At 73.2% G+C, this 15,935-nt stretch carries 13 protein-coding genes; 8 read left to right on the top strand and 5 right to left on the bottom strand.

Annotated features, from left to right (window positions below):
• The first annotated feature begins 71 nt into the window (after positions 1-71).
• A complete protein-coding gene (locus E4A51_RS08860; protein ID WP_134851522.1) occupies positions 72-2,843 on the top strand; it encodes a PHB depolymerase family esterase in 2,772 nt (923 codons plus the stop codon).
• Positions 2,844-2,874: 31 nt separating this feature from the next.
• On the opposite strand, the gene E4A51_RS08855 is transcribed toward E4A51_RS08860, so the two are convergent.
• Positions 2,875-3,939, bottom strand: coding sequence for a LacI family DNA-binding transcriptional regulator (locus tag E4A51_RS08855; RefSeq protein WP_233421038.1), 1,065 nt, complete (start codon positions 3,937-3,939; stop codon positions 2,875-2,877).
• A gap of 248 nt (positions 3,940-4,187) precedes the next feature.
• On the opposite strand from E4A51_RS08855, the gene E4A51_RS08850 reads away from it, so the two are divergent.
• From E4A51_RS08850 to E4A51_RS08820, 7 genes are all read left to right on the top strand, one after another.
• Positions 4,188-5,558 carry an ABC transporter substrate-binding protein gene (locus E4A51_RS08850; protein WP_046529518.1) on the top strand — a complete coding sequence of 457 codons (1,371 nt, stop codon included), beginning with the start codon at positions 4,188-4,190 and terminating at the stop codon, positions 5,556-5,558.
• The gene (locus E4A51_RS08845) at positions 5,558-6,520 is read left to right on the top strand and encodes a carbohydrate ABC transporter permease (RefSeq protein WP_134851521.1); all 963 of its coding nucleotides are present in this window, start codon (positions 5,558-5,560) and stop codon (positions 6,518-6,520) included. Before E4A51_RS08850 ends, E4A51_RS08845 begins: the two co-directional genes overlap by 1 nt.
• Before the next feature lie 3 nt (positions 6,521-6,523).
• Positions 6,524-7,348 carry a carbohydrate ABC transporter permease gene (locus E4A51_RS08840; RefSeq protein WP_046529516.1) on the top strand — a complete coding sequence of 275 codons (825 nt, stop codon included), beginning with the start codon at positions 6,524-6,526 and terminating at the stop codon, positions 7,346-7,348.
• The gene (locus tag E4A51_RS08835; protein WP_070318725.1) at positions 7,345-8,325 is read left to right on the top strand and encodes an alpha/beta hydrolase; all 981 of its coding nucleotides are present in this window, start codon (positions 7,345-7,347) and stop codon (positions 8,323-8,325) included. Before E4A51_RS08840 ends, E4A51_RS08835 begins: the two co-directional genes overlap by 4 nt.
• A gap of 86 nt (positions 8,326-8,411) precedes the next feature.
• The gene (gene gtfA, locus E4A51_RS08830; protein ID WP_070318742.1) at positions 8,412-9,887 is read left to right on the top strand and encodes a sucrose phosphorylase; all 1,476 of its coding nucleotides are present in this window, start codon (positions 8,412-8,414) and stop codon (positions 9,885-9,887) included.
• Positions 9,888-10,228: 341 nt separating this feature from the next.
• Positions 10,229-11,188 (top strand): LLM class flavin-dependent oxidoreductase, encoded by a 960-nt coding sequence (locus tag E4A51_RS08825; protein WP_134851520.1) that lies wholly within the window; start codon positions 10,229-10,231, stop codon positions 11,186-11,188.
• The gene (locus E4A51_RS08820; RefSeq protein ID WP_240696432.1) at positions 11,185-11,883 is read left to right on the top strand and encodes a polysaccharide deacetylase family protein; all 699 of its coding nucleotides are present in this window, start codon (positions 11,185-11,187) and stop codon (positions 11,881-11,883) included. The genes E4A51_RS08825 and E4A51_RS08820 overlap by 4 nt, the downstream gene beginning before the upstream one ends.
• 380 nt (positions 11,884-12,263) lie before the next feature.
• Here the strand turns inward: E4A51_RS08820 and E4A51_RS08815 are convergent, their stop codons facing one another.
• The 4 genes from E4A51_RS08815 to E4A51_RS08800 form a co-directional block, all read right to left on the bottom strand.
• Positions 12,264-12,926, bottom strand: a complete 663-nt coding sequence (locus E4A51_RS08815; protein ID WP_134851519.1) for a hypothetical protein — start codon at positions 12,924-12,926, stop codon at positions 12,264-12,266.
• A 181-nt stretch (positions 12,927-13,107) separates the two neighbouring features.
• Complete coding sequence (locus E4A51_RS08810; protein WP_134851518.1) at positions 13,108-13,575, bottom strand: hypothetical protein; 468 nt, start codon at positions 13,573-13,575, stop codon at positions 13,108-13,110.
• A gap of 300 nt (positions 13,576-13,875) precedes the next feature.
• Positions 13,876-14,406, bottom strand: a complete 531-nt coding sequence (locus E4A51_RS08805; protein WP_070318722.1) for a DUF805 domain-containing protein — start codon at positions 14,404-14,406, stop codon at positions 13,876-13,878.
• 119 nt (positions 14,407-14,525) lie between these two features.
• Complete coding sequence (locus tag E4A51_RS08800; protein WP_134851517.1) at positions 14,526-15,830, bottom strand: glycosyltransferase; 1,305 nt, start codon at positions 15,828-15,830, stop codon at positions 14,526-14,528.
• Positions 15,831-15,935: the final 105 nt, after the last annotated feature.

Here is a 15,935-nt window from a genome sequence, read left to right as displayed (position 1 = left end):
CGTGGACCGAGAAGGCAGCAGCCGACGAGGGCTGCTCGGGGGGCGCCGCACCGTGTCGAAGGAGACATCGCATGTGGAGACCCCTCAGCCGGGGCCGCACCCCTGACCACCGCCGGCGGACCACCGCGCTCGCGGCGCTCGCCGCGCTCGCGGCGGCGACCCTCGCCACCGCGGCACCCGCCGCGGCCGCCCCCGAGCCCGCCCCCGACGGCATCGTGTCCGTCACGCCCGTCACCGAGGTCTACGCCTCGGGCCAGAAGGTCGCCGCGGTCGTCGTCGAGTACGCGGCCGCCGTCGACCCGGCCGACGTCACGCCCGCCGCGTTCGTGGTCGAGGACAGCACGTACGACTTCCGCTTCAGCGCGGGCCTCGAGGAGCTCGACGACCTCGCGCCGCGCACGATCACGCGCGCCTACACCAACGACGCCGTCGGCCGGCTGCCCGTGGGCACGTCGACGCCCGGGCGCTACGTCGTCCTCGAGCTCGACCCGACGGACCCCGGCGGCAACACCGTGATCCGCTCGACCTGCCCGCGCCTGTGCTTCGAGAAGATCAACACCGACCTGCGCACGCAGGTCACGCAGGTCGCCGACCTGCACGCCGCCGACGGCACGCTGCTCACCACGGCCGACCCGACGCCCGTGCGCGTCACCGCGCCGGCCGTCGACCCGGTCGTCGACGGCTACGTGTCCGACGTCTACGACCACGAGGGCCACGCGCTGCCGTACTCGTACCGCCTGCCGGCGGGCTACGACCCGGCGCGCACGTACCCGCTGGTCGTCGCGCTGCACGGCTACGGCTCGGGCTACGACGGCGAGAACCCGCGCGTGAACCTCGCCGTGGACGCCATGGTCACCGCGTGGGGCCTGCCCGCGCGGACCGGCGTCGACGAGGACGTCATCGTGCTCGCACCGCAGAACGAGCGCGTCGGCAACCCGCTCGAGGCCGACGCCATGACGGCGCTCGTCCGGTCCTTCGTCGCCGACCACGCGGTCGACGCCGACCGCGTCTACGCCGCGACGTTCTCGTGGGGCTCGACCCTCGCGTGGGCGGCCATGGCGCAGGACCCGACGCTGTTCGACGCCGCGCTCATCGTGTCCGGGTTCGCGGTGAGCGAGGAGCAGGCCGCGGCGATCGCCGCGCAGCCCGTGCCCGTCTACCTCACGCACGGCACGAGCGACCCGGTGCTGCCGCCGACGTTCTCGACCACGAGCCGGGACCTGCTGCGCGCCGCGTACGTGGCCGCCGGCATGGACGAGGCGACCGCCGCGGACACCGTGCGGCACGTCGAGTACGCGGACGACGCGTTCGTCGTCCCGGACCACCACGCGGCCACGATGCCGACGTACGCCGACCCGGCGATCCTGCAGTGGGTGCTGGCGCAGCGTCGCGCACCCGCGCCGAGCCCCGTGCTGGGCGTCACCGCGGTCACCGAGGTCGGCTCGTTCGGCCAGCAGGTGACGCAGGTCGTGCTCGAGTACGGCGCCGACGTCGACGCGTCGGGCCTGACGCCCGCGGACTTCCGCGTCGAGGACTCGGGGTACAACTTCCGGTTCGCGGGCATCGAGACGCTGCCGGACCTCGTGGACCGCGCGGTCGCGTCGGTCTGGACGACCGACGACCCCGCGCGGCTGCTGACCGACGACCGGCCCGAGGCCCCGGGGCGCTTCGTCGTCCTCGACCTCGTGGACTCCCCGGTGGGCGGCTGGACGGTCATCGTGTCGCGCTGCCCGACGTTCCTGTGCTCGGTGCGCGTCAACCCCGACCAGCTCACGCAGGTCACGCAGCTCGGCGACGTGACCGGCACCGACGGTGCGCTCGTCGCCGCGGCCGACCCGACCCGCGCGCACCGGCTGACGGGCGACCCGCTCGACCGCGAGGTCGACCGGTTCGTGCTCGACACGTTCGCGTCCAGCACGGGCGACGTGCGGTACGCGTACCGCCTGCCCGACGGCTACGACCCGTCGCGCACGTACCCGCTCGTCGTCGCGCTGCCGGGCCACGGCATGGGCTACGACGGCCAGAACGTCGGCGTGCAGCTCGCGTCCGACATGCTCGCGGTCGCCTGGAACCAGGAGTCCTGGACCGGGACGGACGAGGGCGTGATCGTGCTCGCGCCGCAGAACGAGCGGCTCGGCAAGGCCATCGAGGGCGCGCAGACCGTCGAGCTCGTCGAGGCGTTCCTCGCGCAGCACGCGGTCGACCGCGACCGGGTCTACGCGACGTCCGTGTCGTACGGGTCGCAGCTCATGTGGGAGATGTTCTCGGAGCGGCCCGACCTGTTCGCGGGCGGCCTGCTGACCGGCGGGTTCCCGGGCGACGAGGACGAGTTCGCGCGCATCGCGGCGGGGGAGGTGCCGATGTGGATCACGCACGGCACGAACGACCACCTGCTGCCCGTCGCGCGCGCCCGTGCGTCCTACGAGGCGCTCGTCGCGGCGTACGAGGACCGCGGGCTCGACGCCGCGCGGGTCGCGGAGCTCGTGCGGTGGACCGAGTACGGCGACGACGCGTTCGGGCTGCCGGACTTCCACCTCGCGGCGGCGCCGACCCTCGAGGACCCGGCGACGCTGCAGTGGCTGCTCGCGCAGGACCGCGACCCGGACGTCCCGACCGAGCCCGGCACGCCGGGCGGCACGGACGGCGGCACGGACGGCGGCACCGGCGGTACCGACGGCACGGCCGGCTCCGGCACGGCCGGCACGGGCGCGCCGGGCGCGTCCGGCGCGCTGGCGGTGACCGGCCCGGCGCCGCTCGCGGCCCTGCTCGCGCTCGCGCTGGCCGCGACGGGCCTCGGCACGGTCCTCGTCCGGCGGCGCGTGCGCGCGTCGCGGGAGGTCTGAGCCCCGGGTGCGACCGCGGGGCTCCGTGGCGTCAGACCGGCGCCACGGAGCCCCGCGCGCGCAGCGGCATCGCGAGCCGGTGCACGGTGCCCTCGCCGTCGACGGCGTCGTCGGACGCCTGGGCGCCGCCCGTGATCCGCGCGATCAGCAGCTCGACCGCGCGCCGCCCGAGCTGCTCGTGCGGGATCGCGAACGACGACACGCCGGGGCGCAGCCAGTCGGCCATGGGGTAGTTGTCGAACGACACGACCGACACGTCGTCGGGGATCCGCAGGCCGGCCTCCTGCAGCGCCTGGTAGGTGCCGAACGCGAGCCGGTCGTTGAAGCAGATGACGGCGCGCGGCCGGGGGTGGCGGCGCAGCAGCTCGTGCGTCGCGGTCCAGCCCTGCGGCGGCGCCCAGTCGTCGCACAGGTGCCCCGACGCGGGCGCCAGGCCCTCGGCCGACAGCACCTCGCGGATGCCGGTGAGCCGCTCGACGCCCGCGACGGTGTCGGGCGGCACATCGTCGGGGCCCGGTCCGGCGCCGACGAGGTGGATCTCGCGGTGGCCGGCGTCGAGCAGCAGGCGGGCCGCGGCGCGGCCCGCGGCGACCTCGTCGGGCACGACCGCGGGGGCCCGGGTGGGGGCCGCGGGCAGCGTGTTGAGCAGCACGGTGGGCACGCGCTCGAGCGCCTCGGGCACGGCGCGCGTGCGCGTGAACATCGAGGTCAGCATGATGCCGTCGACCTGCCGGTCCTGCATCGCGTCGATGAGCGCGCTCTCGATCGCGGGGTCGCCCTCGGTCTCGCCGATGAACAGCATGAAGCCGAGGTCGCGCGCGGCCTCGATGGCGCCCTTGATCATGTCGCCGGCCATCTGACCGGTCGCGACCGTGTCGGACACGAGGCCGAGCGTGCGCGTCGTGCCCTTGCGCAGGCCGATCGAGACGATGTTGGGGCGGTAGCCGAGCTCGCTCGACGCGGTGCGCACGCGGTCCTGCACGGCGGGGGAGATGCGCAGCTCGGAGCCGCGGCCGGACAGCACGAGGGAGGCGGTCGTCGACGACACCCCCGCGGTGCGTGCGACGTCCGCGAGCGTCACGCGTCGGCGGCTCACGTCGTCCTCCAGGCCCTGGTCCTGCCGAGGATCCTAGGGGTGCCGCGCGACGCCGCGGCCCGCCGTCGGTCCCGGCGGCGTCTCCTGGGCAGTTGTCCGACTCGTCCCCTGCGGCGCGGCCGCGCGTGACCGATCCGTGACCCGCACCGGCTTGACACCGGCGGCGAGCGGTAGCGAACATCGTGGTGCTAAGCCGATTTAGCACGGACCCCCCGCCCGGGTCCCGGCCCCTCAAGGAGGAGACACCGGTGTCTCGTACGACAGCTCACCCGCGGCGCGCCGTCGCCGCTGCGTCCCTGTGCCTCGCAGGCATCCTCACCGTCACCGCGTGCTCGGCACCCGGCGGCGGCACGTCCGACGAGCCCGCCAGCACCGCGGGCGGCTCCACCGACAAGGCCGACTGGACGTGCGGCACCGACGACGTCACCCTCAGCGCCTACGTCGAGACCGGCTTCCCCCTCGCGGGCAAGCTCTTCGACGAGTTCTCGAAGCAGTACCCGAACGTGAAGTTCGACGTGCGCGAGGACCAGTTCGCCGTCCTCACCCAGAACGCGCCCCGCGTCCTCGCCGACAACCCGCCGGACCTCATGCGCCTGCCGCAGGTGTCCGAGCTCGCCAAGGACGGCCTGCTCTACGACCTCGACGACGCCGCCACGGCGCTCGGCTGGGACGAGTGGCCCGCCTCGCAGCTCGAGCAGATGCGCGTCGACGCCGACGGCCGCCGCGGCAACGGCCCCCTGTACGCCCAGGGCCTCAACTACTCGATGACCGGCGTCTTCTACAACAAGGAGCTCGCCGCCCAGATCGGGATGACGACCCCGCCCGAGACGCTCGCCGAGCTCGACGAGTGGATGCAGAAGGCCAAGGACGCCGGCATCACGCCCATGGCGCAGTTCAACGGCGGCGCCACCGGCGGTCTCGCGTTCCCGCTGCAGGGCCTCATGGCCTCGTACGGCGACCCGGGCATGATCAACGCCTGGACGTTCCAGCAGCCCGGCGCGAGCATCGACACCGAGTCGAACCTCAAGGCCGCCGAGCACCTGCAGAAGTGGGTCGAGGCCGGCTACTTCGCCGACGACGTCAACTCGCTCGACTACTCGATGATGATGAGCCGCTTCATCGACGGCAAGAGCCTGTTCATCTTCAACGGCGACTGGGAGTCCGGGAACCTCGACACCCAGATGCCCGGCAAGGTCGGCTTCTTCCTCGTCCCGCCCGCCGAGGCCGGCGGCAAGGTCGGCGCGATGTCCGCGCCGCTCACCTACGGCATCTCGGCCAAGGCCGAGCACCCGCAGTGCGCCGCGTTCTTCCTCGACTGGATCGCGACCAACGACGAGGCCCGCACCATCGCTGTCGAGGTCGGCGGCTCGCACCCCATGGGCCCGTCGGACGCCTTCATGCCCGAGGTCGACGGTGACTCCGTGACCGCCCAGACGCTCGCCGCCGGCGCGACGATCGCCAAGGACAACGGCTCGATGGAGTTCATCGCGAACGCCACCGGCGCCATCTACGCCAAGAGCTGGACCCCGAACCTGCAGAAGCTCGTCGCGGGCGAGCAGGACGCCAAGGGCCTGCTCGAGGCCGTCCAGAAGGACTACGAGAGCGAGATCGGCGGCTGATGATGCAGATGCGGACGACCGACACCACCGGTCTCCGCGAGGTCGCCGCCCCGGCGTCGACCAGCCACGAGGCCAGGCGCCGTGCCCTCCGGGCACGGCGCCTGGGCCGGGGCTGGGTCGCCCTCGGCCTCGTGGTCCCCGCCGCGGTGTTCTACGCGGCCTTCGTGCTGCGCCCCCTCGCGCTGACGGTGCAGTACTCCTTCTACAAGTGGAACGGCGTCACGGCCTCGACGTGGGTCGGGTTCGACAACTACCGCCGTCTCACGCAGAGCTCCGAGACCCTGGGCTCGATCCTCAACGCGCTCGAGCTGATCATCTACTTCAGCTTCGTGCCCGTGATCCTCGGCCTGCTCACCGCGGCCACGATCCGCAAGTTCGCGGCGAGCCGCCTCGCCCTCGCGTCGCGCACCGTGCTCTTCCTGCCGCAGGTCATCCCGCTCGTCGCGGCCGGCATCATGTGGACCTGGCTGCTCGCGTCCGACGGCCTGGTCAACGAGCTGCTGCGCGGCATCGGGCTCGGCTCGGTGACGCGCGCCTGGCTCGGTGACACCGACACCGCGCTGCCGGCCGTCGGCGTCATCGGCGCGTGGGTCGCGCTCGGCCTGTGCATGCTCCTGCTGCTCGCGGGCATGACCAAGATCGACCCGTCCCTGTACGAGGCCGCGCGCATCGACGGCGCCGGCGCGGTCCGCGAGTTCTTCGCGATCACGCTGCCGAGCGTCCGCCAGGAGATCGGCGTGTGCGTGACCGTCACGATCATCGCCGCGCTCGCCGCGTTCGACATCGTCTACATCTCGACCCAGGGCGGACCGGCGAACTCCACGCTCGTGCCCGGCCTCGAGATCTACTACCTCGGCTTCTTCAGCCGCGAGGTCGGCCAGGCCTCGGCGCTCGCCGTCGTCTTCATGGCCCTCGTGCTGGCCGTGGTCCTGCCCATCCAGCGACTCACGCGGGAGGACTGACCCGTGATCGTCTCCCGCCGCGAGACGTGGCTCGGCCGCGTCCTGCTCATCATCCTGATGCTCGTCACGATCGTGCCGTTCGTCAGCCTGTTCATCACCGCGCTGCACAAGCCCGGCACGTACCCCTCGGGGCTCGCCCTGCCCGAGACCCCGTACTGGTCGAACTTCGTCGACGCGTTCACGGCCGCCAACATGGGCGCGCTGCTGTGGTCGAGCGCGCTCATCGAGGTCGGCGTCGTGCCGGTCGCGCTGCTCATCGCGACGCTCGCCGGGTTCTCGCTCGGCCACCTGCGGCCGCCGGGGCACCGCGTCATCTTCCTGACGTTCGTCATCGGCCTGACGCTGCCGTTCCAGGCCGTGATCGTGCCGCTGTACTACCAGATGCGCGACGTCGGCCTGCTGAACACCCGGTGGGCGATCATCCTGCCGCTCATCGGCCTGTACATGCCGTTCGCGGTCATGTGGATGCGCGCGCACTTCGTCAACATGCCCGAGGACCTCTCGGAGGCCGCCCGCATCGACGGCGCCAACACGTGGAAGCTCTTCGCGCGCATCCACCTGCCGCTGTCGACGCCCGCGCTGTCGTCGCTCGGGATCCTCATGTTCCTGTGGACGTGGAACCAGTTCCTGCTCGCGGTCGTGCTGGTCGACGACCCGACCAAGCGGACCATGGCCGGTGCGCTCGGCGCGTTCCAGGGCCAGTGGGGCACCGACATCCCGCTGCTGTGCGCGGGGTCGCTGCTGATCCTCACGCCCACGCTCCTGGTGTTCCTCGCGTTCCAGCGGCAGTTCGTGTCCGCCCTCATGCAGGGAGCGCTGAAGGGATGACGCAGGTCGCCGTCGCGCGGCCGCCGTTCGACCCCGCGATCGCCGACGCGCTCACGACGCGCGCGGCCGACGTGGTCACGACGCTGCGGCCCGACGAGATCACGGCGCTGCGCGAGCGCGCGCAGCCGCCCGTGCTCGCCGACGTCGCCGCCGAGGCCGGCCTCGAGCTCACCTGGCACGAGGCGCCCGGCCCCGGCGGCGGCACCGTGCGCGTCGCGCTGCTGCGCCCGCCCGTCGACCACGCGGTGCCCGTGCTGCTGCACCTGCACGGCGGTGGCCTGGTGGTGGGCACGGTGTCGGACGACGTGGCCGCGGCCGCGCAGGTCGCACCCGGCTGGGCCGTCGCGTCGGTCGAGTACCGGCTCGCGCCCGAGCACCCGTACCCCGCGGCCGTCGAGGACGCGTACGCGGCGCTCACCTGGCTCGTCGGCGACGCCGACGTGCTCGGGCTCGACCCGACGTGCGTCGTCGTCGAGGGCATCAGCGCCGGCGGCGGCCTGGCCGCGGCGCTCGCGCTGCTCGTCCGCGACCGCGGCGGCCCGGCCCTCGCCGGGCAGCTGCTGGTCTGCCCCATGCTCGACGACCGCAACGAGACCGCCTCCGGGCACCAGATGGCCGGCGTGGGCTCCTGGGACCGGACCGCCAACGCGACCGCGTGGGCGGCGTACCTCGGGGACCGTGCCGGTGGCACGGGCACCCCGCCGTACGCGGCGGCGGCGCGGGCGGCGGACCTTCGCGGCCTGCCGCCCGCGTTCGTCGACGTCGGCTCCGCCGAGACGTTCCGCGACGAGTGCGTCGCGTACGCCGCGCGGCTGTGGGCCGACGGCGGCGACGCCGAGCTGCACGTGTGGCCCGGCGGCTGCCACGGGTTCGACGGGCTCGTGCCCGACGCGCCCGTGTCGCGCGACGCGCGCCTGGCCCGCGCCCGGTGGCTGGCCCGCCTGCGCGAGCGCGTGACCGCCCCCGACCTGACCTGAACCCCGTCGTGCCCGGCCGTCCCCCGGCCGGGCACGACGGCCCACCCGACCGGACCCCGGTCACCGACGACGACGGAGCCCGCACCGTGACCCACCACGGCCCCCAGCTGATCACCTACGCCGACCGGCTCGCCGGCGACCTGCCCGGCCTGCGCGCGCTGCTCGACGGCCCGCTCGCGGGCGCGTTCGGCGGCGTCCACGTGCTGCCGTTCTACCCGCCGTACGACGGTGCGGACGCCGGGTTCGACCCGCGCGACCACACGCAGGTCGACCCGCGGCTCGGCTCGTGGGACGACGTGCGCGCGCTCGCCGACGGCCGCACCGTCATGGCCGACGTCATCGTCAACCACGTGTCGGCCGACTCCGAGCGGTTCGTCGACGTGCGCGAGCGCGGCGAGGAGTCCCCGCACGCGCCGATGTTCCTCACGCTGGGGTCGGTGTTCCCGCTCGGCGCCACCGAGGAGGACCTCGCGCGCATCTACCGCCCGCGACCCGGCCTGCCGTTCACGGTCATGACCCTCGGCGGGCGCCGCCGCCTCGTGTGGACCACGTTCACACCCGACCAGGTCGACATCGACCTGCGCACGCCGCAGGCCTGGGAGTACCTGACGTCGGTCGTCGACGCGCTGACGTCCGGCGGGGTCTCGATGCTGCGGCTCGACGCCGTCGGGTACACCGGCAAGGAGGCGGGCACCGACTGCTTCATGACGCCCGCGACCGACGCGTACACCGAGCGGATCGTCGAGCAGGCGCACGCGCGCGGCGCGCAGGTGCTCGTCGAGGTGCACGGGCACCACACCCAGCAGATCGACATCGCGCGCAAGGTCGACCTGGTCTACGACTTCGCGCTGCCGCCGCTCGTGCTGCACGCGCTGACCACGGGCGAGCTCGAGCCGCTCGCGGGCTGGCTGCGCATCCGCCCCGCGAACTCGGTGACGGTCCTCGACACGCACGACGGCATCGGGATCGTCGACGTCGGCACGTCCGACCTGCGCCCCGGCGAGCCGGGCCTGCTGGCGCCCGAGAAGATCGACGCGCTCGTCGAGCGCATCCACGACAACAGCGGCGGCACGTCGCGCCAGGCCACGGGCGCGGCCGCGTCGAACCTCGACCTCTACCAGGTCAACTGCACGTTCTACGACGCGCTGGCCCGCGACGACCGCCGCTACGTGCTCGCACGGCTGCTGCAGCTGTTCGTGCCCGGGATCCCGCAGGTCTACTACGTGGGCCTGCTCGCGGGCGTCAACGACATGGACCTGCTGGCCCGCACGGGCGTCGGCCGCGACGTCAACCGCCACCACTACACGCCCGCCGAGGTCGAGGCGGCGCTCACGCACCCCGCCGTGGCCGCGCAGCTGACCGGGCTGCGGCTGCGCTCCTCGCACGCGGCGTTCGCGGGCGAGTTCGCGTGGGACGTCGACGGGTCGCGCGGCACGTTCGCGTGGACCGCGGGCGACGAGCGCGCGACGCTCGCGTTTGACGCCGCCGACGGGTCGTTCGAGGTCCGTGCGACGCAGGACGGCGCCGAGCGCGTCGTGCTGACGTCGGCCGCGCTGGGCTGAGGTCGGGGCTGCTGGTCGGTTCCGGGTCTCGCGACCCGGACCCCGCGGTCCGTCAGGCCGGGCTGGGGTCGCTCATGTCACGCGTGAGCGACGTGAGCCCGGTCTCGCGGGATGCGACGTCCGGTCGGTGAGATGCCGACGGTGAAGTCCGCGAGTCCGGGCCGTCCTAGCGGCCGGGCCGAGGTCGTCGGTCGGTTCTCATACCCCGGACACTGCCCTCCGCGAGACCGGGTTGCGTGTCGCTCATGTCACCGGTGAACGACGAGAGCCCGGTCTCGCGGGGCGCGACGGCCGGCTGGCGAGAGGTCGGCGAGGCGTCGGCGGTGCGCCAGGATGGGTCCATGACGACGCCGCACATCGGGGTGCTGCTGCCCCGTGACCTGCCCGCCCACCTCGTGCTGGAGCACGCCCGCCGCGCCGAGGCCCTGGGCTTCGACGAGCTGTGGGTCGTCGAGGACCTCGGCTTCCGCGGCGGTGCCGCGCAGGCCGCGGCCGTGCTCGCCGCGACCGAGCGCCTCCACGTCGGCATCGGCATCCTGCCCGCCGCGGCGCGCAACGTCGGGTTCGCCGCGATGGACGCCGCGACGCTCGCACGCCTGTTCCCCGGGCGCGTGACGATCGGCGTCGGGCACGGCATGCCCGACTGGATGCGGCAGGTCGGCGCGTGGCCCGGGCGTCCCCTGACGTTCCTCGAGGCGTACACGCGCGCGCTGCGGGCGCTGCTGCGCGGCGAGACCGTGACGACCGCGCCGGACGCGCCCGTCGTGCTCGACGGCGTCGCGCTCGACCCGTCGGCGCTGCCCGAGGTCGTGCCGGACGTCCTGCTCGGCGTGCGGGGACCCAAGTCGCTCGCCGCCGCGGGGCGCGTCGCCGAGGGCGTCGTGCTCGCCGAGCCGTGCCCGCCCGCGTACGTGCGCGCGGCCGTCGAGCACGTCGCGGCCCCGACGCCGCCGCGCGTCGTCACCTACGACGCGGCGTGCGTCGACGACGACGAGGCGCGTGCGCTCGACGTCGCCCGGCACGCGCTCGCGTGGATCGGCGAGCCCGACTGGGCGCCGCACCTCGCGCAGCAGCCGTTCGCCGCCGAGCTCGCGGCCCTGCGCGCCGACAGCGCCTCGCCCGAGGAGTTCGCGTCTCGCATGCCCGACGCGTGGGTGCGCGAGCTCGCCCTCGCGGGGTCGGTCGAGCAGGTGCGCGAGCGCATCGCGGCGCGCGGCGCGGCCGGTGCGACCACGTGCGTGCTGTTCCCGAACGGGCCTGACCCGCTCGCGGCGCTCGAGCAGCTCGCGCGCGTGCTGTGAGCGGGGCCGGGCGCGTCGCCGGTGCGGCGGCCGACGGTGAGGGGTTCGACGGGCCGCCCGCCGACGGGGCTCCCGCCGGGGATCAGCCGGCGGACGGCGTCCGGTCCGACGGCGTCATCGAGGTCGTCGGCGGCGACGAGCGCACGATCGTCCTGACGTTCGACGACGGCCCGAACCCGCCCGACACCACCGACCTGCTGGACCTGCTGGCCCGCGAGGACGTGCCGGCGGTGTTCTTCCTGGTCGGCGAACGCGTCGTCGAGCACCCGGACCTGGTGGCACGCATCGCCGCCGACGGCCACGTGTTCGGCAACCACTCGTGGCAGCACGACGACCTGGGCGACGCGTCACCTGACGTCGTGCACGCCGACCTGACACGCACGCTCGACGCGATCCGTGCCGCCGTGCCCGGTGCGCCGGTGCCGTACTGGCGTGCGCCGTTCGGGTCCTGGGGCGCGACCGTCGACGTCGCCGCGGGCCTCGGCATGCGCTCGATGGGCTGGCACACCGCCGTCGAGGACTGGGTGCCGCCCGGCGTCGACGAGCTCGTGCGCCGCATGGAGGCCGTCGCGCCCGGCGGCGTCATCCTGCTGCACGACGGCGGCGGCGACCGCAGCCAGACCGTCGCGGCCGTCGCACGCTTCGTGCCGCTGATGCGCGAGCGCGGGTGGCAGTTCGTGGCGCCGCCCGCCTGACGCACGTGTCGCCCCGCCTTCCTGACGCCGACCTCGTCGGGGCTGAGGGCGTCCGTACACGGATAGGAGACCGGCGGCTGCAGCCCGGCACGCGATCACGAGTGGTTACCCCCGCACGCGGGGAAGGGACGCGCCCATGACCTCAGCGACCGGGAGCAGCGAGGGCTCACCCCCGCGCGAGCGGGGATGAGCCGCCGCAGTCACCGCTCATGACGAGCAGGCCGCGACCGCCTGAGACCTCCCAGGGCGGCAAAGGCCCCGAGCTCCTTACGGGACTCGGGGCCTTCGCGGTGCTGGAGTATCACCGGATCGGCGCTGTGCCCAGTCGCCGGTGGGACGGACCTCGCCCTTACCGGTGGGTCTGCGTCAGGAGCCGGTGCTCAGAACCCCCACTCGCCGTTCGCGATCATGTGGTAATGCTGGGACTGGAATCGAGCAGTCGGGACGGCGGCGACGTTGCCCCACGGAACTGCAGTGATCTTCCAGAGAACCCCGCCCGCCTTCTTGCAGCCAAGGTCATACCAGTTGCTCCACACCCCAAACTCGGAGCCATTGTATCCCTTGTAGTAGCCCAGGCCCTTGGCGCACACCCACTGCTGCGTTCCGACCTGCGGAGCGAAGCGGTAGTTCGCGACCACGCTGTCGTTCGTCCCGATGAGTCCCGAGAAGTGGCGAAACTCGCTCCACTCCGGGCGGAATCCTGTGATGAACGTGTTACTGGCGGCCATGGGCGACACGCGCTCAACGTCCGCCTCTGCGATGGCTGCGGCCAACCCGTCTCCGCCCTCGGCTTCGAGGATCTGCCTGCCCTTAGCGACACTCAGGCCGCCGGGCAGTACACCATCCTCGTCCGGAATGATGACGAGCGTATCGGGATCGATCTCTCCGGTTGGGTAGAACACTCGACCGTCCCCTTGCCGGATTCCGTTGGCGGCGATCACGACATCCCTGTCGCGGTCGGTCGGAGCAAGCGGTGCACCGCTCGCCACGGTTGAAGTTCCCGCGAGGATCGCCGCCGCGGCGACGAGCCCAGCAATTCTCACGGTCCACCTACGATTCGCGCTGCCCCCTTGCTGTGATGTTCACGGTACTGGAACCGTACCGGATGTCGCCCCGTCGTCGCAGCGATTCGTCGAGCTGATGCTAGTGGTGTCGTCGCATAGCTAGACACATTATGGGCATACCGATGTCCGACGTTGAGAGTGAACGGGTTCTGGCGACAAATTAACTGGGCGGTTCGAGCTCGATCTTGTTGACGCGATAGCCATCTGCCTCAGTCTCGACGCCGACGTGCATTCGCATCACAAAGATGCCCTCAGTGCCATCGCCTGAGACGGCTTCTGTCGTCCAAGTGCAGACGACCGGGTCGATCGGTCCGTCGCTCGGGGAGCAGTCCTTGAAGTCGAAACTGGCTCCATCGCCAGCGAAAGGCAGGTTGCTTGTGACGTCCGGGGCGCCGTACGCCTCGATCAGGCGCTCGTCGTTTGCGAGCCAACCCTTGTAGACGCAGTGCGACGCGAGTTCGGCCGTGACGTGGTCGGTCGGCTCGAGAGAACAGTCAGGCATGCCAGTCCCGGTTTCCTGTGCGCCAGGAAGGGACGTGTCTCGGTCAGGTTGTGTGGCGCACCCTGTGAGCACCAGTCCGATGGCAGCGACCGCGCAGGTCATGCCCTGGGCGCGAGTGGTTGTCACGTGCAGCACCGTAGCGGTGGAGAGCCGCCGTTGGTGGGGGAATGGCCTCGAATTGTGAGTACTAGTGCGTCATCCGTCGCAGTTTCGCTCGTTCGGGGGCATGGTCGTAGGGCAATCTGTCCGCACGTGAGAGTGATGGACAAGTGTTCAGCTCCGGTGCTCGTCTCCGCACGAAGGGACGGGCCCGGTCGCCGCCCTGACGCGGGCCCGGCAGCGGGGCCGGCAACCCCGCGAGCGGCTCTGCTGTGCACCCGGCCGACACGTCGCTGACGGCACGGTGGTCGACCGTCGGAGGGCAGGTCAGGTGCTCGCGGGCCCTTCCACCGGGGCCCGCTCGGTCGACGCCCGGTCGAACCGCGCCCCCGCCGGGTTGCTCGGCAGCGCCAGCAGCACCAGCAGCGCGAGCGCACCCAGCCCGGGGACCACGGCGAGCAGCAGCCACCACGCGGGCAGGTTCGCGTCGTGCAGGCGGCGGGCCGAGACCGCGAAGAGCGGCACGAGCGTGACGAGCACGTAGAGCGTCAGCAGCGCGAGGACGATCAGCACGCCGAGCACCGGCCCGGGGGACAGGCCGAGATCGCTGGACCGCGACGGGCGGATCGCGTCGCCGATGCGTGCCGCGACCACGGTCAGCGCACCCGCACCCAGCCACACCAGCGCGTTGAGCAGCACGACCCACCACAGCTCGCTGCGGCTCGCGCGGCCGGTGAAGACCGTCGCCCGGCGGGTCACACGCTGCACGGCCTGGCGGACGGTGGCACCGGGCAGGGGTGCGTCGTGGGCGAGCGGGTCGGTGCGAGCGGCATCGGTCTCGGCGGGGAGCGTCGTCACGGACGTGAGCGTAGGGGCTGGCGTGGCGGGCGCCGGCGCGCGTCCCGCACTGCGCACGCTCGCGGGCATTCGTCCCGTTCTGCTCGCTGACCGGCGCGGACGTCCGCCGCCCGCCCCCCTCACACCGCCGCGACCACCCGCACGCCGTCGACCCGGTCGAGGATCTTGTCGAGCACGACCCCGCGGTCGAACTGCAGCGCGTACTCGCGCGCCCGCTCGGCGGCGGCGGCGCGGTCGGCGCGGTCCATCGCGAGGACGCCGTCGAGGGCGCGGGCGATCGCGTCGGGGTCGTCGACGGGCACGATCGTGGCGGTGTCGCCGACGGCCTCGCCGATGCCTCCGGTGTCGGTGGTGATGACGGGTCCGCCGCCGGACAGCATCTTCTCGACCAGCGCGATGCCGAACGTCTCGACGAACTCGGGGCGCGGCTTGGACGGCAGCACGAACGCGGTGCAGCCGGCCATGAGGTGGCCCTTCTCGTCGTCGGGCACGTCGTCGAGGAACGTGACGAGGTCCGCGACGGGTGTGGCGGCGGCGTGCGCGCGCAGCTCGTCGGCCTGCGGGCCGTTGCCCGCGACGACCAGGCGACGCCCCGACGCCGGTGCGCCCGAGCGGGCGTACCCGTCGATGAGGTCGTCGACGCCCTTGGCGTGCGCGAGCCGGGACAGGAACAGCACGTAGCCGTCGCGCGTCAGACCGCGGGCGGCGAGCGCGCGGTCGGTCGCGTCCTCGTCGCGTGCGAGGTACGTGCCGACGTCGATCGCGGGGTAGGACACGGCGACGCGCTCGCGGCACTCGTCGGCGAACCGGGTGCCGTGGCGCGCGTCGATCGCGGCGGCCTCGGTGACCACGAGGTCCTTGGTGTACTGCGACACCGCGAGCACGACGTCGTGCGACAGGTACTGCGTGAGCACGTGCGCGGCGGCACCGAACCGGTCCTCCTGCACGCACGCGCGCACGACGTTCGTCACGTCGGACCCGACGGCCTCGGCGACGGTGACGACGTCGACGGGCAGGCCCGTGCGGCGCGCGACCGTGACGGCGTCGGCGACGGCCGTGGCGTGCGGGGACAGGTACAGGGACATCGCGACGGTCGGCACGCCGTCGGTGAACAGCTCGACCAGGCGCCCCGTGAGGCCCGCGAGGTACCGGCCGTCGGGGACCTTGTAGTCGCCCACCGGTGCGGGGCGTTCGACGACGATCCCCGGCGAGTACGGCAGCACGCCGTCGAGCGGCTTGAGCGGCAGACCCGCCTCCTGCAGCCGGTCGACGGGCCACGTGACGATGCGGACCTCGTCGAACCCGCGGTGCAGCGCGGCCTCCGCGAGGTTGCGGGCCTCGCCCGAGTGACCGCAGATCACCGGGTCGGCGCGCACGACGATGACGAGACGGCGGTCGGGCCGGGCGGCGGCGGTGGGGGTCATCGGCGTCGTCCTCTCGGGGTGGGTCGCGGGTGGTGGTGACCGGATCGACCCCTCGCGGTGGAAGGGGCGGTCGGGGGCGGGTGACTGGATCGACCTCTCGCGGTG

Origin of the sequence: Cellulomonas sp. HD19AZ1, assembly GCF_004535805.1 — a bacterium.
GTDB classification, from domain to species: domain Bacteria; phylum Actinomycetota; class Actinomycetes; order Actinomycetales; family Cellulomonadaceae; genus Cellulomonas; species Cellulomonas iranensis.
Note: the sequence above shows the minus strand (reverse complement) of the source record. Positions and strands in the feature narration are given on the sequence as shown.

What these genes read in the sequence shown, in the direction of transcription:
- E4A51_RS08835 (WP_070318725.1), top strand. Translation starts at nt 7,345, where the DNA reads ATGACGCAGGTCGCCGTCGCGCGGCCGCCGTTCGACCCCGCGATCGCC.
- E4A51_RS08860 (WP_134851522.1), top strand. Translation starts at nt 72, where the DNA reads ATGTGGAGACCCCTCAGCCGGGGCCGCACCCCTGACCACCGCCGGCGG.
- E4A51_RS08825 (WP_134851520.1), top strand. Translation starts at nt 10,229, where the DNA reads ATGACGACGCCGCACATCGGGGTGCTGCTGCCCCGTGACCTGCCCGCC.
- E4A51_RS08800 (WP_134851517.1), bottom strand. Translation starts at nt 15,830, where the DNA reads ATGACCCCCACCGCCGCCGCCCGGCCCGACCGCCGTCTCGTCATCGTC.
- E4A51_RS08845 (WP_134851521.1), top strand. Translation starts at nt 5,558, where the DNA reads ATGATGCAGATGCGGACGACCGACACCACCGGTCTCCGCGAGGTCGCC.